Source organism: Vibrio sp. 10N.261.55.A10, from assembly GCF_041470825.1.
Lineage (GTDB): Bacteria > Pseudomonadota > Gammaproteobacteria > Enterobacterales > Vibrionaceae > Vibrio > Vibrio crassostreae_C.
The window spans coordinates 26,444-42,948 of sequence record NZ_JBFRNC010000052.1 but is presented as its reverse complement, the minus strand read 5'-3'; the positions used below and the strand labels follow the sequence as shown (position 1 = coordinate 42,948).

Annotated in this window: 14 protein-coding genes; 4 read left to right on the top strand and 10 right to left on the bottom strand. The window is 46.9% G+C overall.

Annotation, left to right across the window (positions count from 1 at the left end):
• Nucleotides 1-224 precede the first annotated feature (224 nt).
• From AB4274_RS16425 to puuE, 5 genes are all read right to left on the bottom strand, one after another.
• Nucleotides 225-1,541, bottom strand: coding sequence for a urate hydroxylase PuuD (locus AB4274_RS16425; protein WP_372112640.1), 1,317 nt, complete (start codon nucleotides 1,539-1,541; stop codon nucleotides 225-227).
• 14 nt (nucleotides 1,542-1,555) lie between these two features.
• A complete protein-coding gene (locus AB4274_RS16420) occupies nucleotides 1,556-2,116 on the bottom strand; it encodes an ureidoglycolate lyase (protein ID WP_371705473.1) in 561 nt (186 codons plus the stop codon).
• A 9-nt stretch (nucleotides 2,117-2,125) separates the two neighbouring features.
• A complete protein-coding gene (alc, locus tag AB4274_RS16415) occupies nucleotides 2,126-3,112 on the bottom strand; it encodes an allantoicase (RefSeq protein WP_108110678.1) in 987 nt (328 codons plus the stop codon).
• 123 nt (nucleotides 3,113-3,235) lie between these two features.
• Nucleotides 3,236-3,751, bottom strand: coding sequence for a 2-oxo-4-hydroxy-4-carboxy-5-ureidoimidazoline decarboxylase (gene uraD, locus AB4274_RS16410; protein ID WP_017067791.1), 516 nt, complete (start codon nucleotides 3,749-3,751; stop codon nucleotides 3,236-3,238).
• Between the two features lie 22 nt (nucleotides 3,752-3,773).
• Nucleotides 3,774-4,712 carry an allantoinase PuuE gene (puuE, locus tag AB4274_RS16405; protein ID WP_372112638.1) on the bottom strand — a complete coding sequence of 313 codons (939 nt, stop codon included), beginning with the start codon at nucleotides 4,710-4,712 and terminating at the stop codon, nucleotides 3,774-3,776.
• A gap of 411 nt (nucleotides 4,713-5,123) precedes the next feature.
• Between puuE and uraH the strand changes: the two genes are divergently transcribed.
• The 4 genes from uraH (at nucleotide 5,124) to AB4274_RS16385 (ending at nucleotide 10,264) form a co-directional block, all read left to right on the top strand.
• The gene (gene uraH / locus AB4274_RS16400) at nucleotides 5,124-5,477 is read left to right on the top strand and encodes a hydroxyisourate hydrolase (RefSeq protein WP_017071967.1); all 354 of its coding nucleotides are present in this window, start codon (nucleotides 5,124-5,126) and stop codon (nucleotides 5,475-5,477) included.
• Between the two features lie 244 nt (nucleotides 5,478-5,721).
• Nucleotides 5,722-7,065, top strand: a complete 1,344-nt coding sequence (locus AB4274_RS16395) for an NCS2 family permease (protein WP_016795479.1) — start codon at nucleotides 5,722-5,724, stop codon at nucleotides 7,063-7,065.
• A 224-nt stretch (nucleotides 7,066-7,289) separates the two neighbouring features.
• Entirely contained in the window at nucleotides 7,290-8,741 is a 1,452-nt protein-coding gene (locus AB4274_RS16390) for a nucleobase:cation symporter-2 family protein (RefSeq protein WP_269994009.1), read from the top strand.
• A gap of 161 nt (nucleotides 8,742-8,902) precedes the next feature.
• Nucleotides 8,903-10,264, top strand: coding sequence for an 8-oxoguanine deaminase (locus AB4274_RS16385; protein ID WP_017067339.1), 1,362 nt, complete (start codon nucleotides 8,903-8,905; stop codon nucleotides 10,262-10,264).
• A 173-nt stretch (nucleotides 10,265-10,437) separates the two neighbouring features.
• Here AB4274_RS16385 and gabT read toward each other — a convergent pair whose 3' ends face one another.
• From gabT to AB4274_RS16360, 5 genes are all read right to left on the bottom strand, one after another.
• Nucleotides 10,438-11,709 (bottom strand): 4-aminobutyrate--2-oxoglutarate transaminase, encoded by a 1,272-nt coding sequence (gabT, locus tag AB4274_RS16380; RefSeq protein ID WP_372112636.1) that lies wholly within the window; start codon nucleotides 11,707-11,709, stop codon nucleotides 10,438-10,440.
• Nucleotides 11,710-11,724: 15 nt separating this feature from the next.
• Nucleotides 11,725-13,152 (bottom strand): NAD-dependent succinate-semialdehyde dehydrogenase, encoded by a 1,428-nt coding sequence (locus AB4274_RS16375; RefSeq protein WP_372112634.1) that lies wholly within the window; start codon nucleotides 13,150-13,152, stop codon nucleotides 11,725-11,727.
• 93 nt (nucleotides 13,153-13,245) lie between these two features.
• Nucleotides 13,246-14,328 (bottom strand): agmatine deiminase, encoded by a 1,083-nt coding sequence (gene aguA, locus AB4274_RS16370; protein ID WP_017065007.1) that lies wholly within the window; start codon nucleotides 14,326-14,328, stop codon nucleotides 13,246-13,248.
• 11 nt (nucleotides 14,329-14,339) lie between these two features.
• A complete protein-coding gene (gene aguB / locus AB4274_RS16365; protein ID WP_017067340.1) occupies nucleotides 14,340-15,206 on the bottom strand; it encodes an N-carbamoylputrescine amidase in 867 nt (288 codons plus the stop codon).
• A gap of 21 nt (nucleotides 15,207-15,227) precedes the next feature.
• A complete protein-coding gene (locus AB4274_RS16360; protein ID WP_017065009.1) occupies nucleotides 15,228-16,505 on the bottom strand; it encodes an FAD-binding oxidoreductase in 1,278 nt (425 codons plus the stop codon).

Genomic DNA, 16,505 nt, shown 5'->3' with positions numbered 1-16,505 from the left:
AACAACCAACAGCACACTTTAATTCACATATGCACCTAGAGTCACCAACTGAATGATAAATCTGCATTTCCTTTGTCCAAAAACAAAAAGCCCCGGTTATAGGAACCGGGGAAACAGGGTGGGATGAGTTTGGCGCGTGCCCGTAAACCAAACTCTCCCCAAGCCTCACCTAAGACTCATGCTCTTAGGTAAAGGATGCTGAGTACTTTTATTACAAAGTATGATTATTGAAGCGTAGCGCCTTGCTCTACCCAAGTACCGATGAGTGCGCGCTCTGCGTCGGTCATTTGAGTCATGTTACCAAGCGGCATCACCTTGGTTGTTACCGTTTGAGCAACAATCCTTGGGACGTTGGCTTTAATCTCTTCTGGGGTATCAAACATCACGCCGGCTGGCGCAGCAGCAAAAGCGGCGTGGCTCGGGGTTGATGAGTGACACACAGAACAGCGCTCTTGAATGACTTTGTTGATGGTTTCAAAGCTTACACCTGCGCTAGCAGTTTGCATTGCGTGGTCTGCTGGTGCGGCCTGAGAACTAGTCGTTGAAGCGGTGTCGTTTGCAGCAAGTTCTTCTGTCGCTGATTCAGTCGCGCTCACTTGCACTTCTTGAACCACTGGTGCTTGCACAACCGGAGTCATCTGCTTTTTCGCGTAAGGTGAGGTAACAAACGCAAGCGTGATCATACCCAATGCTGCTACTGGTATTGTCCATGCAAACTTCTGGCTACCATGACGGGTGTTGAAGTAGTGACGCACCAAGATACTGAAGATCGCTAAACCAGCAAGGATCAGCCAGTTGTATTCCGAGCCATAAGTGCTTGGGAAGTGGTTACTGATCATGATGAACAGCACTGGCAGGGTCATGTAGTTGTTGTGACGAGAACGCAGTAGACCTTTCGCTGGCAATGCCGGATCCGGTTCGCGCTTCTCTTCAATCGCTTTCACCAAGTTACGTTGTGCAGGCATGATAACGCGGAATACGTTACCCACCATGATGGTACCAATGATTGCACCCACATGAATGTAAGCACCACGGCCACTGAACACTTGAGTTAGGCCGTACGTCGCAGCGACGAGCAGCAAAAACAGCACAACGCCAAGCAACACGGGGGTTTTACCTAAAGGCGAGTCACACAGTAAGTCGTAGATAAACCAACCAGCAACGAATGAACCAATACCAATCGCGATTGCCGTTGTTGAATCAAGGCCAGAGCCCGGTGCAATCAGGTAGATTTCAGCGTTAAGGTAGTAAACCACACCCAGTAGACACACACCGGTGATCCACGTGAAGTAGGCTTCCCATTTAAACCAGTGCAGGTGCTCTGGCATCTCTGGTGGCGCAAGTTTGTACTTCTCTAGGTGATAAATACCACCGCCGTGAATTGCCCATAAGTCGCCTGAAAGGCCAGTTTTTGGGTTTACTCGGTTAAGGTTGTTCTCTAACCAAACAAAGTAAAATGATGCGCCTATCCACGCAACACCAACAATCATGTGAATCCAGCGAATCGCTAAATTCAACCACTCTGTAATATGCGGATCCATAATAAACTCCTGTATCACAACGCTTTAGCTAAGCGTTGCTCTTCCTTGTTGTCTTCCGTTGGCAAGTCTTCCAAATGCAATGCCACTCTATCGTTCTCGAAATAAACTTCGTCACAGTTATGTCCTTCTCCGCCTCTATCGACGATCAAGAACTGGTCTTGATCGGTGAGGGCGAGCACTGGGTGATGCCACACCCCTTTGTGATAGTTCACTCCTTGACGACCGTTGCTCAAGAAAGCTCGGCTATTGGCTAATGTTGGATCATCGCCTTTTGGCGCAACAACAATTAAATAGGGTTGACCAAGTAATGGAATGAATGCCTGAGAGCCAAGTGGATGACGCTCTAACATTTTGATAGTCAGTGGGTAGCTCAACGGTGTGGCTTGGAAGATGCTGATGATCGCTTCTCCGTCTTGGTCTTGCACATCCGTTGTCGCTAGCTTGTGGTAGCGACGTGTTGATCCACTGTTGATCATGAAGAAATCACTATTATCGGACTCGATAACATCGCCAAACTCTGCAAAAGCCTGCTTGGTTAACGGTTCGATGGATAAACGACGTATTCCATTACTCATACTCATTTCCTATTTCGCTTTCGTACCAAACAGACGCAAACGGCTGATACCACCATCTGGGAATATGTTTGCACGTACGTGGGTAATCGCACCAAGGTCGTTTACCTCAGAAATGAATTCGTGAATCTCATGCGCTTGCAGCTTTTGTGCAGGCAACAGTTCACGCCAGAATAGGCTTTGTGTTTCTACTTGGTCGTCGGTACCGCCCTTCACGTAAGCCGCTTGAATTGAACAACTGTCTGGGTAATTACCTTTGAAGTGGGCTGTATCAACAACGATGCGTTCGATATTACCTGGGTGGCCTAATGCCACTATTACCCAATCGTTACCCGGTGTACGACGACGTGCTGTTTCCCAGCCATCACCCATGTTTTCACCACGGCCTGGGCCTAAGATGTTGGCTTTGTTACCGTAGTGCTCATCGCTACATGCGAGTGCTCGGCCACCGTGTTCAACGGCTGCTAGGTCAACTTGTTGCTGAGAATCTATTGCGTCCCAATCCACACTTGGTCGGCCATAAACACGTAGACGTGCGACACCGCCGTCTGGGTAGATGTTCAAACGTAGGTGCGTAAATACTTGGTCACTTTCGATGTCTTCAAGATGATGATGATCACCCTGTAGTGCCATTGAAGACAGAATTTCTTGCCACTCTGTTGAATCTGTTGGCTCACCTTGTGGTGAATAACACGCGTCGATTGATGCCGAAGGTGGGAAGTTACCTGTGAAGAATGAGGTATCAATATCAACGCCAGCAATGGTGCCAGCTAGGCCAAGGCGAACGACACAGTAGTCGTAACCTTCGCCGCGTTTGCGTCTGCTTTCCCAGCCGTCCATCCACTTGCCGTTGTCGTCATATAAGTCGTCTTTCCACTCTGGCGCTGCGTGGCTGAGTAGACGGCTTTTATCTGCGAAAAAATCGTCGGTTGCGAAGATAGCTTCTGCGCCGAGTTTTTCGTCTGCAAGGTTTATGTACTGTTCAAATTTATGGGTCATGTCCGTGTAATCCTATGAAATTAATCAAGTAATAATAAAATGAGAACTTAGTGGCTTATGTTTTTACAAATCAAACCTTTAACGCACTAAGACTGGGCTGAGATAGCTGTTAACTCCGTTAACTTACATATCCCAGAGACGAAACATCGCGATCTTGTTGATCTCTTGAATCGCCGTAGCAAACTCAGTTTCACTATCATTTCCTAATCGCATCTCGAACGACTCAAGAATTTGGTAACGATTGGCTCCCTTCACCGCCATGATAAAAGGGAAATTGAAGCGACTTTTGTAGCTGTTGTTGTAAGAAGTGAATTTTTCAAATTCTTCGGCGTTGCACTGATCGATGCCCGCCCCCGCTTGTTCTTTGGTCGACGACTCGGTGAGTTCGCCGTTTACTGCTGCTCGACCGGCTAAATCCGGGTGAGCGTTGATCAAAGCCAACTGTTTGCCTTGGTCTGCACTTAACAAGGTCGATGCCATTTTCAGATGAAGATTCTCGATATGGTCATCTTCGGCATTCAAACCTTGGTCATACACCACTTCTGCAACCCATGGGCTGTGCTCGTAGACATCAGCGAAGTGAGCGACAAAGGTATCGCGGTCCATGGTTGTTGGTTGGCATGATCGAAATTCAGTCACGTTAAGCCTCCTTGCTTCACTGCTACTTTTGCTGTTGATGATTAGCGTTATTTGGTTGATATGGATGATGTTGGTGCCAATGGTTGGCGATATCGATTCGACGACATAACCACACGCTGTCATGCTGTTTTACGTAATCTAAGAAACGTCTTAATGCAGCAATACGACCGGGGCGACCAATCAGACGACAATGCAGCCCAACCGACATCATTTTCGGTGCGGTTTCGCCTTCCATATAAAGGGTGTCAAACGTGTCTTTCAGGTATTGGAAGAACTGCTCACCCGAGTTAAAGCCTTGCGCTGTTGAAAAACGCATGTCGTTCACATCGAGTGTGTAAGGGATCACCAGTTGTGGATCACCGGTTTCGGTGTGCCAATAAGGCAGGTCATCATCATAGGCATCGGAGTCGTAAAGGAAGCCGCCCTCTTCTGCTACCAAGCGACGCGTATTTGGCCCCGTTCGACCGGTATACCAACCTTGTGGTCGTTGACCCGTCACTTGTTGGATAATCTCAATCGCCTTGGTCATATGATCACGCTCTTCTGACTCATCAATGTATTGATAGTCTATCCAGCGATAACCGTGGCTACAGATTTCGTGACCTGCTTCTACCATGGCTTTCGCTACGTCTGGGTGACGCTCAATGGCCATGGCAACCGCAAACACAGTCAGTGGGATTTCATATTCATCGAACAAGCGAAGAACACGCCACACACCTACACGGCTACCATACTCATAGATGGATTCCATGCTGATGTGACGTTCGCCTTTGATCGGCTGTGCTGACGGGATCTCTGAGAGAAAGGCTTCAGACTCGTCGTCTCCATGTAACAAACAACGCTCACCGCCCTCTTCATAGTTCAATACAAAAGAAACCGCGACGCGCGCATTACCTGGCCATTGAGGGTTGGGAGGGTTAGCTCCGTAACCGATCAAATTTCTTGAATAATCCTTATTCATCCAAGTACTCCTAACATAAGTGGTTGGCTTAGCCGCTCTTTAGCTGGTTCATCAATATGATTCTTCTATTGGTTATTTCAAAACCGAGTAACCTTACCCCTGTACATTTATTGTATACAATTATTTATCTCAATGTAAAGATTTTGTTATTCAAGTTAAATTTTGTTACTTTTGTAATTTAAAAACAATAACTTAACAAATCACAATCTCACCAAAAAACGATAATCAGGATCTATAAAGCCAGAAAAAAAGACACAATAGTCAACATTTTTCCAACAATTCGCTTTACTAATTGTGTACAGTTCGTACATAGTTAGTGATAACAAAGTGACCAGTTGCACTCTTTTGCAAGGTCGAAATGGATACATAAACCACGGAACAGAGGAGCGCCAAAAGCGCTATTAAAGGACTATGGGAAGATTAACAACACACGTATTAGACACCACACACGGCTTGCCTGGCGCAGAGATCAAGGTAGAGCTTTATAAGGTAAACGAAGACTCAACAGAAAAGCTGGCGACCGTGCTCACCAACTCCGATGGCCGAACCGATGCGCCGATTCTGGCTGGGAATGAATTCCGACCGGGAAAATATCAATTGGTATTCTATGTAGCCGACTACTACAAAAACAAAGGTGTGGAATTGGATGGCGTGCCTTTCCTAGACGATGTGGTTATTCGCTTCGGCTTGGATGATCCCGATGCGCACTACCACGTTCCGCTTTTAGTCTCACCATACAGTTTCTCGACTTATCGGGGCAGTTAGTCCCGATGCTTAGAATCCCGATCTAGGCTCTATCACCCAATAATAAACAGATTCATGCGTGCATCTAAAAAGATGCGCGCTCATTAAGCACGCTCACATAAAAATACTAACAACGTTAACAGTTAAAAAGTGAGCCACGAAAAGCTTATTCATAACGAGTTAGAGCTAGGAAAAACCTTAAAACTTAATATTGAAATCTCGCTGTATTCAATAAATGGATCACAACATAAAAGGACTTGCAGACATGAGTGAGAGTAAAACAGAAATACTCAACCAAGATGCGAACAACGGAATTTTAGAGAAACTCTTTAAGATTAAGGCACACGGAAGCAGCGTAAAAAATGAGTTAGTCGGCGGTGTCACCACCTTCGCAACCATGGCTTATATCATCTTCGTTAACCCACAAATCATGGCCGCTTCAGGTATGGATGCAGGGGCTGTATTTGTCGCTACCTGTATTGGTGCCGCGATTGGTTGTTTGTTAATGGGCTTATTCGCGAACTGGCCTGTCGGCCTTGCACCGGGCATGGGCTTGAACGCCTTCTTCTCTTTCACGGTTGTGAGCGAAATGGGTTACAGCTGGGAGGTGGCACTGGGTGCGGTGTTTATCTCCGGTATCTTGTTTGTCGGGATGAGTTTTTACAAAGTCCGCCAATGGATAATTGAAAGTATACCAGTGAGTCTGCGTTACTCCATGACAGCGGGTGTTGGTTTGTTCTTAGGCCTGATTGGCTTAAAAACAGCAGGCATTGTCGTCGAAAACCCAGCTACTTTGGTATCACTTGGTGACTTCACTAAACCTGAAGCTCTGCTCGCTGCTATCGCATTCTTGATTATTGCGGTTCTAAGTGAGCGTAAAGTATTTGGCGCGGTACTGATCGGTATTTTGAGTGTAACGCTTGTCGGCATGATGCTTGGCTTAGTGCATTACAACGGCTTCTTCGCAGCACCACCAAGTTTAGCGCCTACATTCCTAAAAATGGACATTATGGGTGCGCTTGATGTTTCGATGATCAGCGTTATCTTGGCTTTCCTTTTTGTAAACATGTTTGATACCGCAGGTACTTTGATGGGCGTGGCAGAGCGCGCAAACCTAACTAATCCTGAAACGGGCAAAATTGAAGGTCTTAGCAAAGCACTGAAAGCCGACAGTATTTCAAGCGTGGCAGGTGCGTGTGTAGGCTGTCCGCCAGTAACCAGTTATGTAGAGAGTGCAGCCGGTGTTGCAGCAGGCGCACGAACAGGCCTATCTGCGATTGTGGTTGGGGTGTTGTTCTTAGCGGCGATTTTCCTATCTCCACTTGCAGGCATGATCCCCGCTTACGCAACGTCTGGTGCTCTTATTTACGTCGCATTCGTGATGATGAGCAGCATGCAGCACGTCGATTGGAAAGACTTCACTAACGGTGCTCCAGCCGCGATTACCGCACTAATGATGCCACTGACCTTCTCTATCGCGAACGGTATCGCATTGGGTTTCATTACCTACACAGTGCTTAAGTTGGCGACAGGTAAAACCAAAGATGTGTCTATCTCGATGTACTTCCTAGCGGCTATCTTCATCGCCAAGCTAGTGTTCATCGGTTAACCCTAAAGCTCCTGAGCAGTCATTTCTTGATTGCTCACAACGTTGCTTGGCTGGTTCGCAAGCCAAGCAACAACATGATTTTTAAGAAAGCTAATTGCATTGATGACGAGAGAGCAGAAACCCTACCGATTCAGTGCACTTTTTTATGACCCTACGCAGTTTGTAGAAGTCATTATTTGACCGCCAATCGCCTGTAAACGGAAACGCAGGCAGAGGAATATCAAATGAAACTTCTGTACACCCTTAATGAAAGACCGCCCCATGGGCTAACCCTTCTACTTGCTTTACAACACATGCTCGCCTCGATTGGTGGCATCGTCGCTGTCCCGCTTATTGTCGGTGCTTCTATCGGCCTACCTAACACAGAGATCGTTTCACTGATCAATGCGGCGCTATTGGCTTCTGGTATTGTGACTGTCGCGCAATGTCTCGGTTTTGGCCCTGTTGGTATTCGACTGCCTGTTGTAATGGGATCAAGCTTTGCCTTTTTAGGTGTGGCTATTTCCATCGGTAACGAAGGTGGTGTCGCCGCTATCATGGGCTCAGCACTTATCGGCTCATTCGTGGTAATTGGTGCCAGCTTCTACATGGACAAGGTTCGCAAGCTGTTCCCGACCGTGGTAAGTGGTGTGGTGGTTACCCTAATCGGCTTAACCATTTTACCGGTTGCCATGAACTGGGTTGGCGATTCTCCTGCCAACACGGAACAATTCGCCACGCTACCAAAACTGTTTCTCGCACTGGTCTCTTTGGGGATAGTGATTGGCGTATCGGTTTACTGTAAAGGCGCGGTTGCGGCCTCCGCTATCGTGATTGGCCTAGCAGGTGGTTACATTGTGGCGCTGTCACTCGGCATGGTCGATCTTGAGCAGATCAGCTCTGCTGCTTGGGTCGGTGGCCCAGAACCATTTAAGTATGGCTTTACGTTTTCTGCTAGTGCCATCATCAGCATGAGCTTGGTATACATCGTGGTTATCGCTGAAGCAACCGGTGACTTCATGGCGCTTGGCAACAACTGCCAAACCCAAGTCAGCGGTAAAGATCTAAAACGTGGACTGCTAGGCGATGGTCTTGGTAGTACCTTGTCTTCGATTTTAACAGCGATGCCACTGGCGTCATTCAGCCAAAACGTCGGTATTGTGGGTATCACAGGTGTAGCAAGTCGCTATGTAGTAGCTGCAACCGGTGGTTTGTTAATTTTAGGTGGTTTATTCCCGAAATTAGCCGCTATTGCCGTCACGATTCCGAAACCTGTTTTGGGTGGTGTGGGCTTTGTGATGTTCGGGATGATTGCTTACGCGGGTATCCGCATGTTGATCAAGGCCGCAGACACCAAGCGAAATGCCTTAGTAATCTGTGTAGGTTTAGCGTCTGGCTTAGCCGTCACCTTCGAACCAAGATTGCTTCAACATTTGCCACACGATTTGGCCAATTTCCTTCACTCTGGCATTACGACTGGCACCATCATGACGGTTGTTCTTAACCTTGTATTGCCTAAATCTTCACGCGCAGAAGAACAAGAAGCGTTAGCCGAAAGCCAAGCGCAAGTTGAGCTAGAAATGAAAGAACAAGCAGAAGAAGAACTACACTCAAACGAGCAATTAGAAATTCAACAAGCAACAACAGAAACTGAAGTTCAAACGGCATCAGATAACCCTGAGCCAAAAACGAACTAGATAAATCGCTAACGAGCGTAAAACCGATTTCCGTAGAATCACGGGCGTAACGATAACAGTGAATGTCTCATCGCCCTTGATTTGAATTTATCTTTCAACAACAAATACCAAATAAAGACCCTCTTCCCTGAAAAGGCTGAGATGGCTAAGGACTACTATGAATGGAAACCATCTGGATTAAGAATCCTCTCGCAATCTACACTGGCTCGCAGGCTGATGCAGAAGGCGGAATCGTCATAAAAGGTAATAAAATCATTGAACTGGTTGGCAAACACAAAGAGCCGACCTTACCCGTAGATTACAGCGTCGACGCCTCTCGTCATGTTGTGACTCCTGGGCTTATCAATGCGCACCACCACTTCTATCAAACCCTAACGCGAGCCTACCCCGGCGCACTCAATAAAGAACTCTTCCATTGGCTACAAAGCCTCTACCCAGTTTGGGCCAACCTCGATTCGGAGATGATGAGCCTCGCAACAGAGCTTGCTCTGGTTGAGCTGATGATGTCGGGCTGTACCACTGCTTCCGATCACCATTACTTGCTACCAGACGGGCTTGAGCACGCTATTGATTTGCAAGTCGAGGCCGCAGAGAAACTGGGCGTTAGAGCGATATTTACCCGAGGTTCCATGAGCCTAGGGGAAGATGAGGGTGGATTGCCACCAAGACACACCATTCAAACCGAACAAACCATCATTGATGACAGCCAGCGCTTGATTCGTGATTACCACCAGCGTGATGAAGGGGCGATGATTCAAATCGCGCTCGCGCCTTGTTCGCCGTTCTCAGTCACTACCGACCTGATGAAAGAGACCGCCAAGATCAGTGAGCGTGAAAACGTCATGATGCACACGCACCTATGCGAAACGCTCGATGAAGAAGACTTCTGTATAGAGAAGTTTGGCTTGCGCCCAGTTGATTACCTAGAAGATGTGGGTTGGCTGAACGAGCGCACTTGGCTCGCTCATGGTATTCACTTCAATCCAGAAGAGATCAAACGTTTGGGTAAAGCAGGCATTGGTATCAGTCACTGCCCAACTTCCAATATGATGTTGGCTTCCGGTATTTGTAAAAACAACGATCTAGAAGCAGCAGGCGTAAAAGTCGGGCTAGGTGTGGATGGTTCGGCCTCAAACGACGGCTCTAATATGATTGCCGAAGTGCGCATGGCGATGTATCTACAACGCCTGCAATATGGTTCCGCCAACGTTTCACACTTTGATGCATTGCGCTGGGCGACATCCGGTTCTGCCGCGGCAATGGGCAGAACCGACATTGGTACACTAGAGGTTGGCAAACAAGCCGATATCGCGATGTTCAAGCTCGATGATATTCGTTTTTCTGGCAGCCACGACCCACTGGCCGCATTACTACTTTGTGGTGCTCAACAAGCGGATAAAGTGATGGTTGCAGGTAAGTGGCGAGTGAACGATGGCGCTGTGATTGGCGTAGACATGGAACAACTAATGCACCGCCACCATGCAGCTGCAATGAAGCTAGGCAAACTGGCGATGAATAACTAGGTACACGCCAACTAGAAAAGCGAAAACAAAAAGGCCGACATGATGTCGGCCTTACTTATTCATTCACAGCCCCGTCCTCAATGTGTAAATACATTTCAGGAAGGGACATTATAAGCACGAAAAGAATATCTACAATGACCTTTATATTAAAATACAATGTCTTAACTCAAATCCTAAACAACTTCCAGAATAATTTTCTCAAGCTTATCTAAGCCTTCGCTGAGTACTTCAGATTCAATAGTTAATGGTGGAAGCAGACGAATTACATTCGCTTTTACACCACACGAAAGCAGAATAAGACCATTTTCTTGTGCTTTCGCTATCACCGCTTTAGTTAAGTCCTGCAATGGCTTGCCTGACTCTGGATCAGTAAACTCAATAGCCATCATCGCTCCAGTGGTACGTATTTCACCAATAGCTGGAACCGATTCCTGTAGCTTGCTCATACGGGCATTCACAACCTCACCAATGCCCATTGCTTTAGCACACAATTGCTCTTCTTCGATAATTTTTAGGACTTCTAAACCAGCCACACACCCCAACGGAGAGCCAGCGTAAGTACCACCTAAGCCACCTGGTAGTGCCGAATCCATAACACCGGCTTTTCCCACTACTGCTGAGATAGGGAAACCACCCGCAATACCTTTTGCCATTGTTATCATGTCGGGTTCAATGCCCAGATATTCAGTGGCAAACATTTTACCCGTGCGCGCAAAGCCCGTTTGAATTTCATCCGCGATAAGCATAATGCCGTATTTGTCACACAACTCACGCAGGCCTTGAGCAAACTCCGCGGGGGCTTGATAGAAACCGCCTTCACCTTGCACAGGCTCAAAGATTATCGCCGCCACGCGTGATGGCTCAATATCACACGCAAACAAATCATCGAGCGCTTGCAGGCTTTGTTCTGTGTTTACGCCATGAAAAGCATTTGGGTAAGGTGCATGAAATATTTCATTTGGAAATGGGCCAAAGCCCGCTTTGTAAGGCGCGACTTTACCAGTTAGCCCCATGGTCATATTAGTACGGCCGTGGAAGCCACCTTTAAAAGCAATCACACCACTGCGGCCAGTATGAGCTCTCGCTACTTTCACAGCATTCTCCACCGCTTCAGCTCCTGTTGTCAGGAAAATCGCTTTTTTATCACTGTCACCGGGGGCGAGTTCTGTGAGCTTTTCTGCCAGTTCAACAAAGGAGGCATAAGGCGTCACCATAGCACAAGTGTGTGAAAAGTTATCCAGTTGAGCCTTTACCGCTTCGTTGATACGCTTATTTGCATGCCCTGTATTCGTTACCGCGATACCAGCAGCAAAGTCGATATATTTATTTCCATCCACATCCCACACGTGAGCATTCTCTGCTTTTTCGACATAAAGTGGGTACAGTGCGCCCATGCCTTGAGCGATAACTTCGCTTCTTCTTTGATGTAGTTGTTGATTTGTCATTGTCATGTCCTTTGATTAGTTGCCGCCAAAGCAGAGATATTTGATGCTCATGTATTCATCGATACCTTGTTTTGCCCCTTCACGCCCTATACCGGACTGCTTAACTCCACCGAAAGGGGCTACCTCGGTAGAGATCATGCCTTCGTTAATTCCTACCATGCCGTACTCCAGTGCGTCTGCTATCTTCCATACACGGTGGATATTTTGGCTATAGAAGTAAGACGCTAAGCCATAGATAGTGTCGTTAGCCATTTCGATAAGCTGTTGGTCATCATCAAATTTGATCACAGGAGCGACGGGGCCAAAGATCTCTTGCGAGATAATATCCATATCATGCGTAACGTTTTTGAGAACGACAGGTTGCATGAATAGACCATCAAGAGTTTTCGGCTCAGTAACTGGTTTCGCGCCCTGTTCGATTGCGCCGTCAATGAGGGACTGAATACCTTGTTTTGCTGATTCGCTGATTACCGGACCAACATTTACACCCTCTTCTAGACCATTGCCTACTTTAAGCTGCTGCACTGCTGCATCGAATTTTTCAACAAACTCATCGTACACCTTGTTATGTACATAAAAACGGTTAGCGCAGACGCAAGTTTGACCGGCATTACGAAACTTAGACGCCATTGCACCAAGCACAGCCGCATCAATATCTGCATCATCAAATACGATAAATGGTGCATTTCCACCGAGCTCCATTGACGTTCGCTTGATGTCGTTTGCACTTTGCTGCATCAGCACTCTTCCAACTTGCGTAGAGCCCGTGAAAGAGAGCTTACGAATCAGAGGATGTGAGGTAAAAATACCGCCAACTTGACGAGAATTCGCGCCCAATACCACTTGCAGTACATCACGAGGAATGCCCGCTTGATATGCTAGCTCAGCTACAGCAAAAGCAGATAAAGGTGTGGATTCAGACGGCTTCACAATAAAACTACAGCCAGCCGCAAGTGCTGGACCTGCCTTACGAGTTATCATTGCAATAGGAAAATTCCACGGAGTAATCGCACAAGCTACTCCAATAGGTTGTTTCATAGTTACAAGGCGTTTGTCGCTACTTGGCGCTGGAATTGTCTCACCATAGGTACGCTTCGCTTCTTCAGCAAACCACTCGATAAAGCTTGCGCCGTACAACACCTCACCTTGTGCTTCTGCCCATGGCTTGCCTTGCTCTAACGTCATCAGGCGACCGAGATCTTCCTTGTTATCAAGTAACAACTGATACCATTTTTGTAGTAAACCAGAACGGGTTTTGGCTGGCAGCAAAGCCCACTCTTTTTGCGCGAAGCTTGCACGCTCGACCCCATCTAAAATGTCATGTTCAGACGACACTGGTGCATAACCAAGTATTTCACCCGTCGCGGGGTTACTTACAGCAATACCTTGGTCTTGATTTAGCACCATAAACGACAGCAATGATTGATTTGTAATTTGTTGCATGGGGATTCCTTTTGACAGCTTTACCTTGGCGTCTACTGATAGTTACCCTACCAAGCAGAAAACCAATAGTTCATTGTTTTAATAATGGTTTTCCTAAGCAGGGATCTGCTGAGTAATGCAGTGGATGTTACCTCCACCCAGCAAAACCTCACGCGTTGGTATACCAACGACTTGATGTTCAGGCATCGCTTGCCGCAATATTTTTATTGCCTGCTCGTCAGTTCTATCATCGAGCAATGGCAAAAACACATAACCATTCGCGATAAGAAAGTTGGCATAAGAAGCACTTAACCTTTCCCCTGCATCACGTGTCATTCCATCACTTTTATCAATTCCGCTTGCTTCTGCTTCGCTATAGTGCAAAGGCCCTGGCAACGGTAAACGGATGATTTCAATCTCTCGACCTTTAGCATCAGATTGATCTTTTAACACTTGTTCCGCCTGACGAGATAATGCGAATTGTGGGTCTGATGGATCATCTGTCCAACTCAATACCACTTTCCCCGGGGCAATTACATGCATCAAATTATCAACATGTCCGTCAGTTTCATCATCGAATAGTCCTTTAGGCAGCCAAATGACCTTTTCAATACCTAGATATTCTTTGAGATGTGTTTCTATCTGTTGTTGATTCAACTCAGGGTTGCGTCCCGGACTAAGCAAACACTCTTCTGTTGTATAGAGCGTACCTTCGCCATCAGTATGAATTGAGCCCCCCTCTAAAACGAATGGGGCGTTGTAGTGATCAATTCCGATAATGTCACATACTGAGCTAGCCACTAGGTCGTCCTGCTGCCAGTTTTCATAGAGGCCATTATAGTCACCACCCCAAGCGTTAAACTGCCAGTTGATTCCACGACGCTCGCCGTCTTGATTCACCAACACTGTGGGCCCAATATCACGCATCCACGCATCATTGAATGGGATTTCAACAAGCCGAATATCTGAATGAAGCAATGTTCTCGCCTTATCAAATTGCTTCGCACTCACGGCGACACAAACCTTAGTCACTTCTGCTATTGCATTCGCAATGCTAGCGAATGTTTGCTGGGCAGGAAGGGCGTTATCACGCCAATTGTCTCGTCTTTCTGGCCAAGCCAACCAAACTTCTTCAATAGGATGAAACTCAGCTGGAAAGTAGAACCCATCTTGCAGTGGTGTTGTCGATAACTGCATAGTCTGCCCCTTTAAACTGCTAGTTTGCCCACAGAGCCATATAGATCTGGGCGGCGGTCACGGAACAGCCCCCACGAGTGACGCGCTTGAGCCGTTGCGGCTAAATCAATCTCCGCGTAAATGATAGCTTCCTCATCACGTGGCGCTTCTGCCAACTTGCCACCAGTATGATCGGTAATAAAAGAAGAACCGTAGAATGTGGTTTCAATGCCATCATCACATTCTGTGCCTACGCGATTAGACGCAATCACAGGAACCAAGTTTGCAGCGGAATGGCCTTGCATAGTGCGTTGCCAGTGATCACGAGAATCTAAAGTTGGATCTTGTGGTTCGCTGCCAATAGCGGTTGGGTAAAAAATGGCTTCTGCACCATGTAACGCTAAGCTACGAGCAAGCTCGGGAAACCATTGATCCCAGCAAATACCAGCGCCGAACTTACCAAACTGGGTTTGCCATACTTTGAAACCAGTATCTCCAGGACTAAAATAGTATTTTTCGCTATAACCCGGACCATCCGGGATGTGTGATTTGCGGTAGTTATCTAGCACAGTGCCATCGGCATCAATCATCACTAATGAGTTAAAGAAGGTATTGCCCGCTTTTTCAAAATAACTAACTGGAATCACGACCCCGAGTTCTTTTGCCAATGCACTCATCTCTGTTATCAACAGACAATTGTCTACTTCCTCAGCCAACTCAAAATACTTAGCTTCTTGCTTCTTACAAAAATAAGGAGCAGCGAACAATTCCTGCGGCAAAACCACATTGGCACCGTTACTCGCAGCTTCACGAATCGCTTGCTTAGCTTTATTTAGGTTATCTTCCAGATCCCAGCTTTTGGTCAGTTGCAGGGCCGCGAATTTTACTACTCTACTCATTGGATGTTCCTTATCGTCCGGTTAGATAGCCAGTTTATCTCTTAGGTTGTAATACGCTGCGCCAACTGCTGTGAATGGTATTTGGAAGTGACGTCCACCAGGGAAGGCGTAGTGCTTGAGTTGTGCGAAGGCATCAAATCGTTCGGCATGCCCTGTTAAGGCTTCTGCCAATAACTTGCCAGCCAAGTGAGTACAGGTAACTCCATGACCACTGTAGCCTTGCAAATAATAAATATTGTCGTCGAATGCGCCGAACTGCGGCATACGTGAGTAGGTAAGTAAGAAGTTACCAGTCCATGTGTAATCAATCTTGATACCTTTAAGTTGAGGGAAAATACCTTCTAACTTAGGACGAATCAGAGACTCAATGTCTTGAGGGTCACGAGCGCCATAAACCACCCCGCCCCCAAACAACAAGCGTTTGTCGGCACTCAATCGGAAATAGTCCAGTAAGTAATTACAGTCTTCAACGCAGTAGTCACTTGGTAAAACCTGTTTTAGTTGCTCATCGGTAAGCGGCTCTGTCGCCACGACTTGAGTTCCACATGGGATGGCTTTGTTACTGATATTCGGAGCCAACCCACCTAAGTAGGCGTTGCCAGCTAACACCAAGTATTTACTCTTCACGCTACCGCTCGCTGTTCTTGCAACAGGATTCGCACCTTTTTCAATGGACGTTACCGCTGATTGCTCAAAAATTTGGCCACCAAGAGAAACAAATGCTGCGGCTTCCCCCAATGCGAGTTTAAGCGGATGAATGTGCCCACCTCGCATATCAAGCAAGCCACCGGTGTAAGCTTGAGTACCAACCGCCTCTTCTACTTGGCTAGCATCCAACATGGTGAGCTGGTCATTACCATATCGCTCCCAGTTTTTCTTATGATGCTCTAAACCTATTAACTGCTTTTTGTTTAGCGCGGTAAATAGGCCACCGCGTTTGTGGTCACACTCAATATCGTATTTTTCGATTAGGCCACGAATGACATCTCCGCCTTCGAAAATCATGTCACACAGGGCTTTAGCCTGGGGTTGGTCGTAACGGCTTTCTATTACATCAACATCTCGGCTGTAGCTATTGACGATCTGTCCACCATTACGACCAGTTGCTCCAAAACCAACTTTGGCACTCTCTAGTACCACTACCTTAAAACCTTTCTCGGCTAAATGAAGAGCCGAAGATAAACCTGAAAACCCAGCCCCAACCACACACACATCACACTCAATGTTGTCTTGCAGTTGTGGGAACTCTGGCATGTTCGGGATAGAGTGGGCGTAAAACGAATCCGTATGCTTATTCAT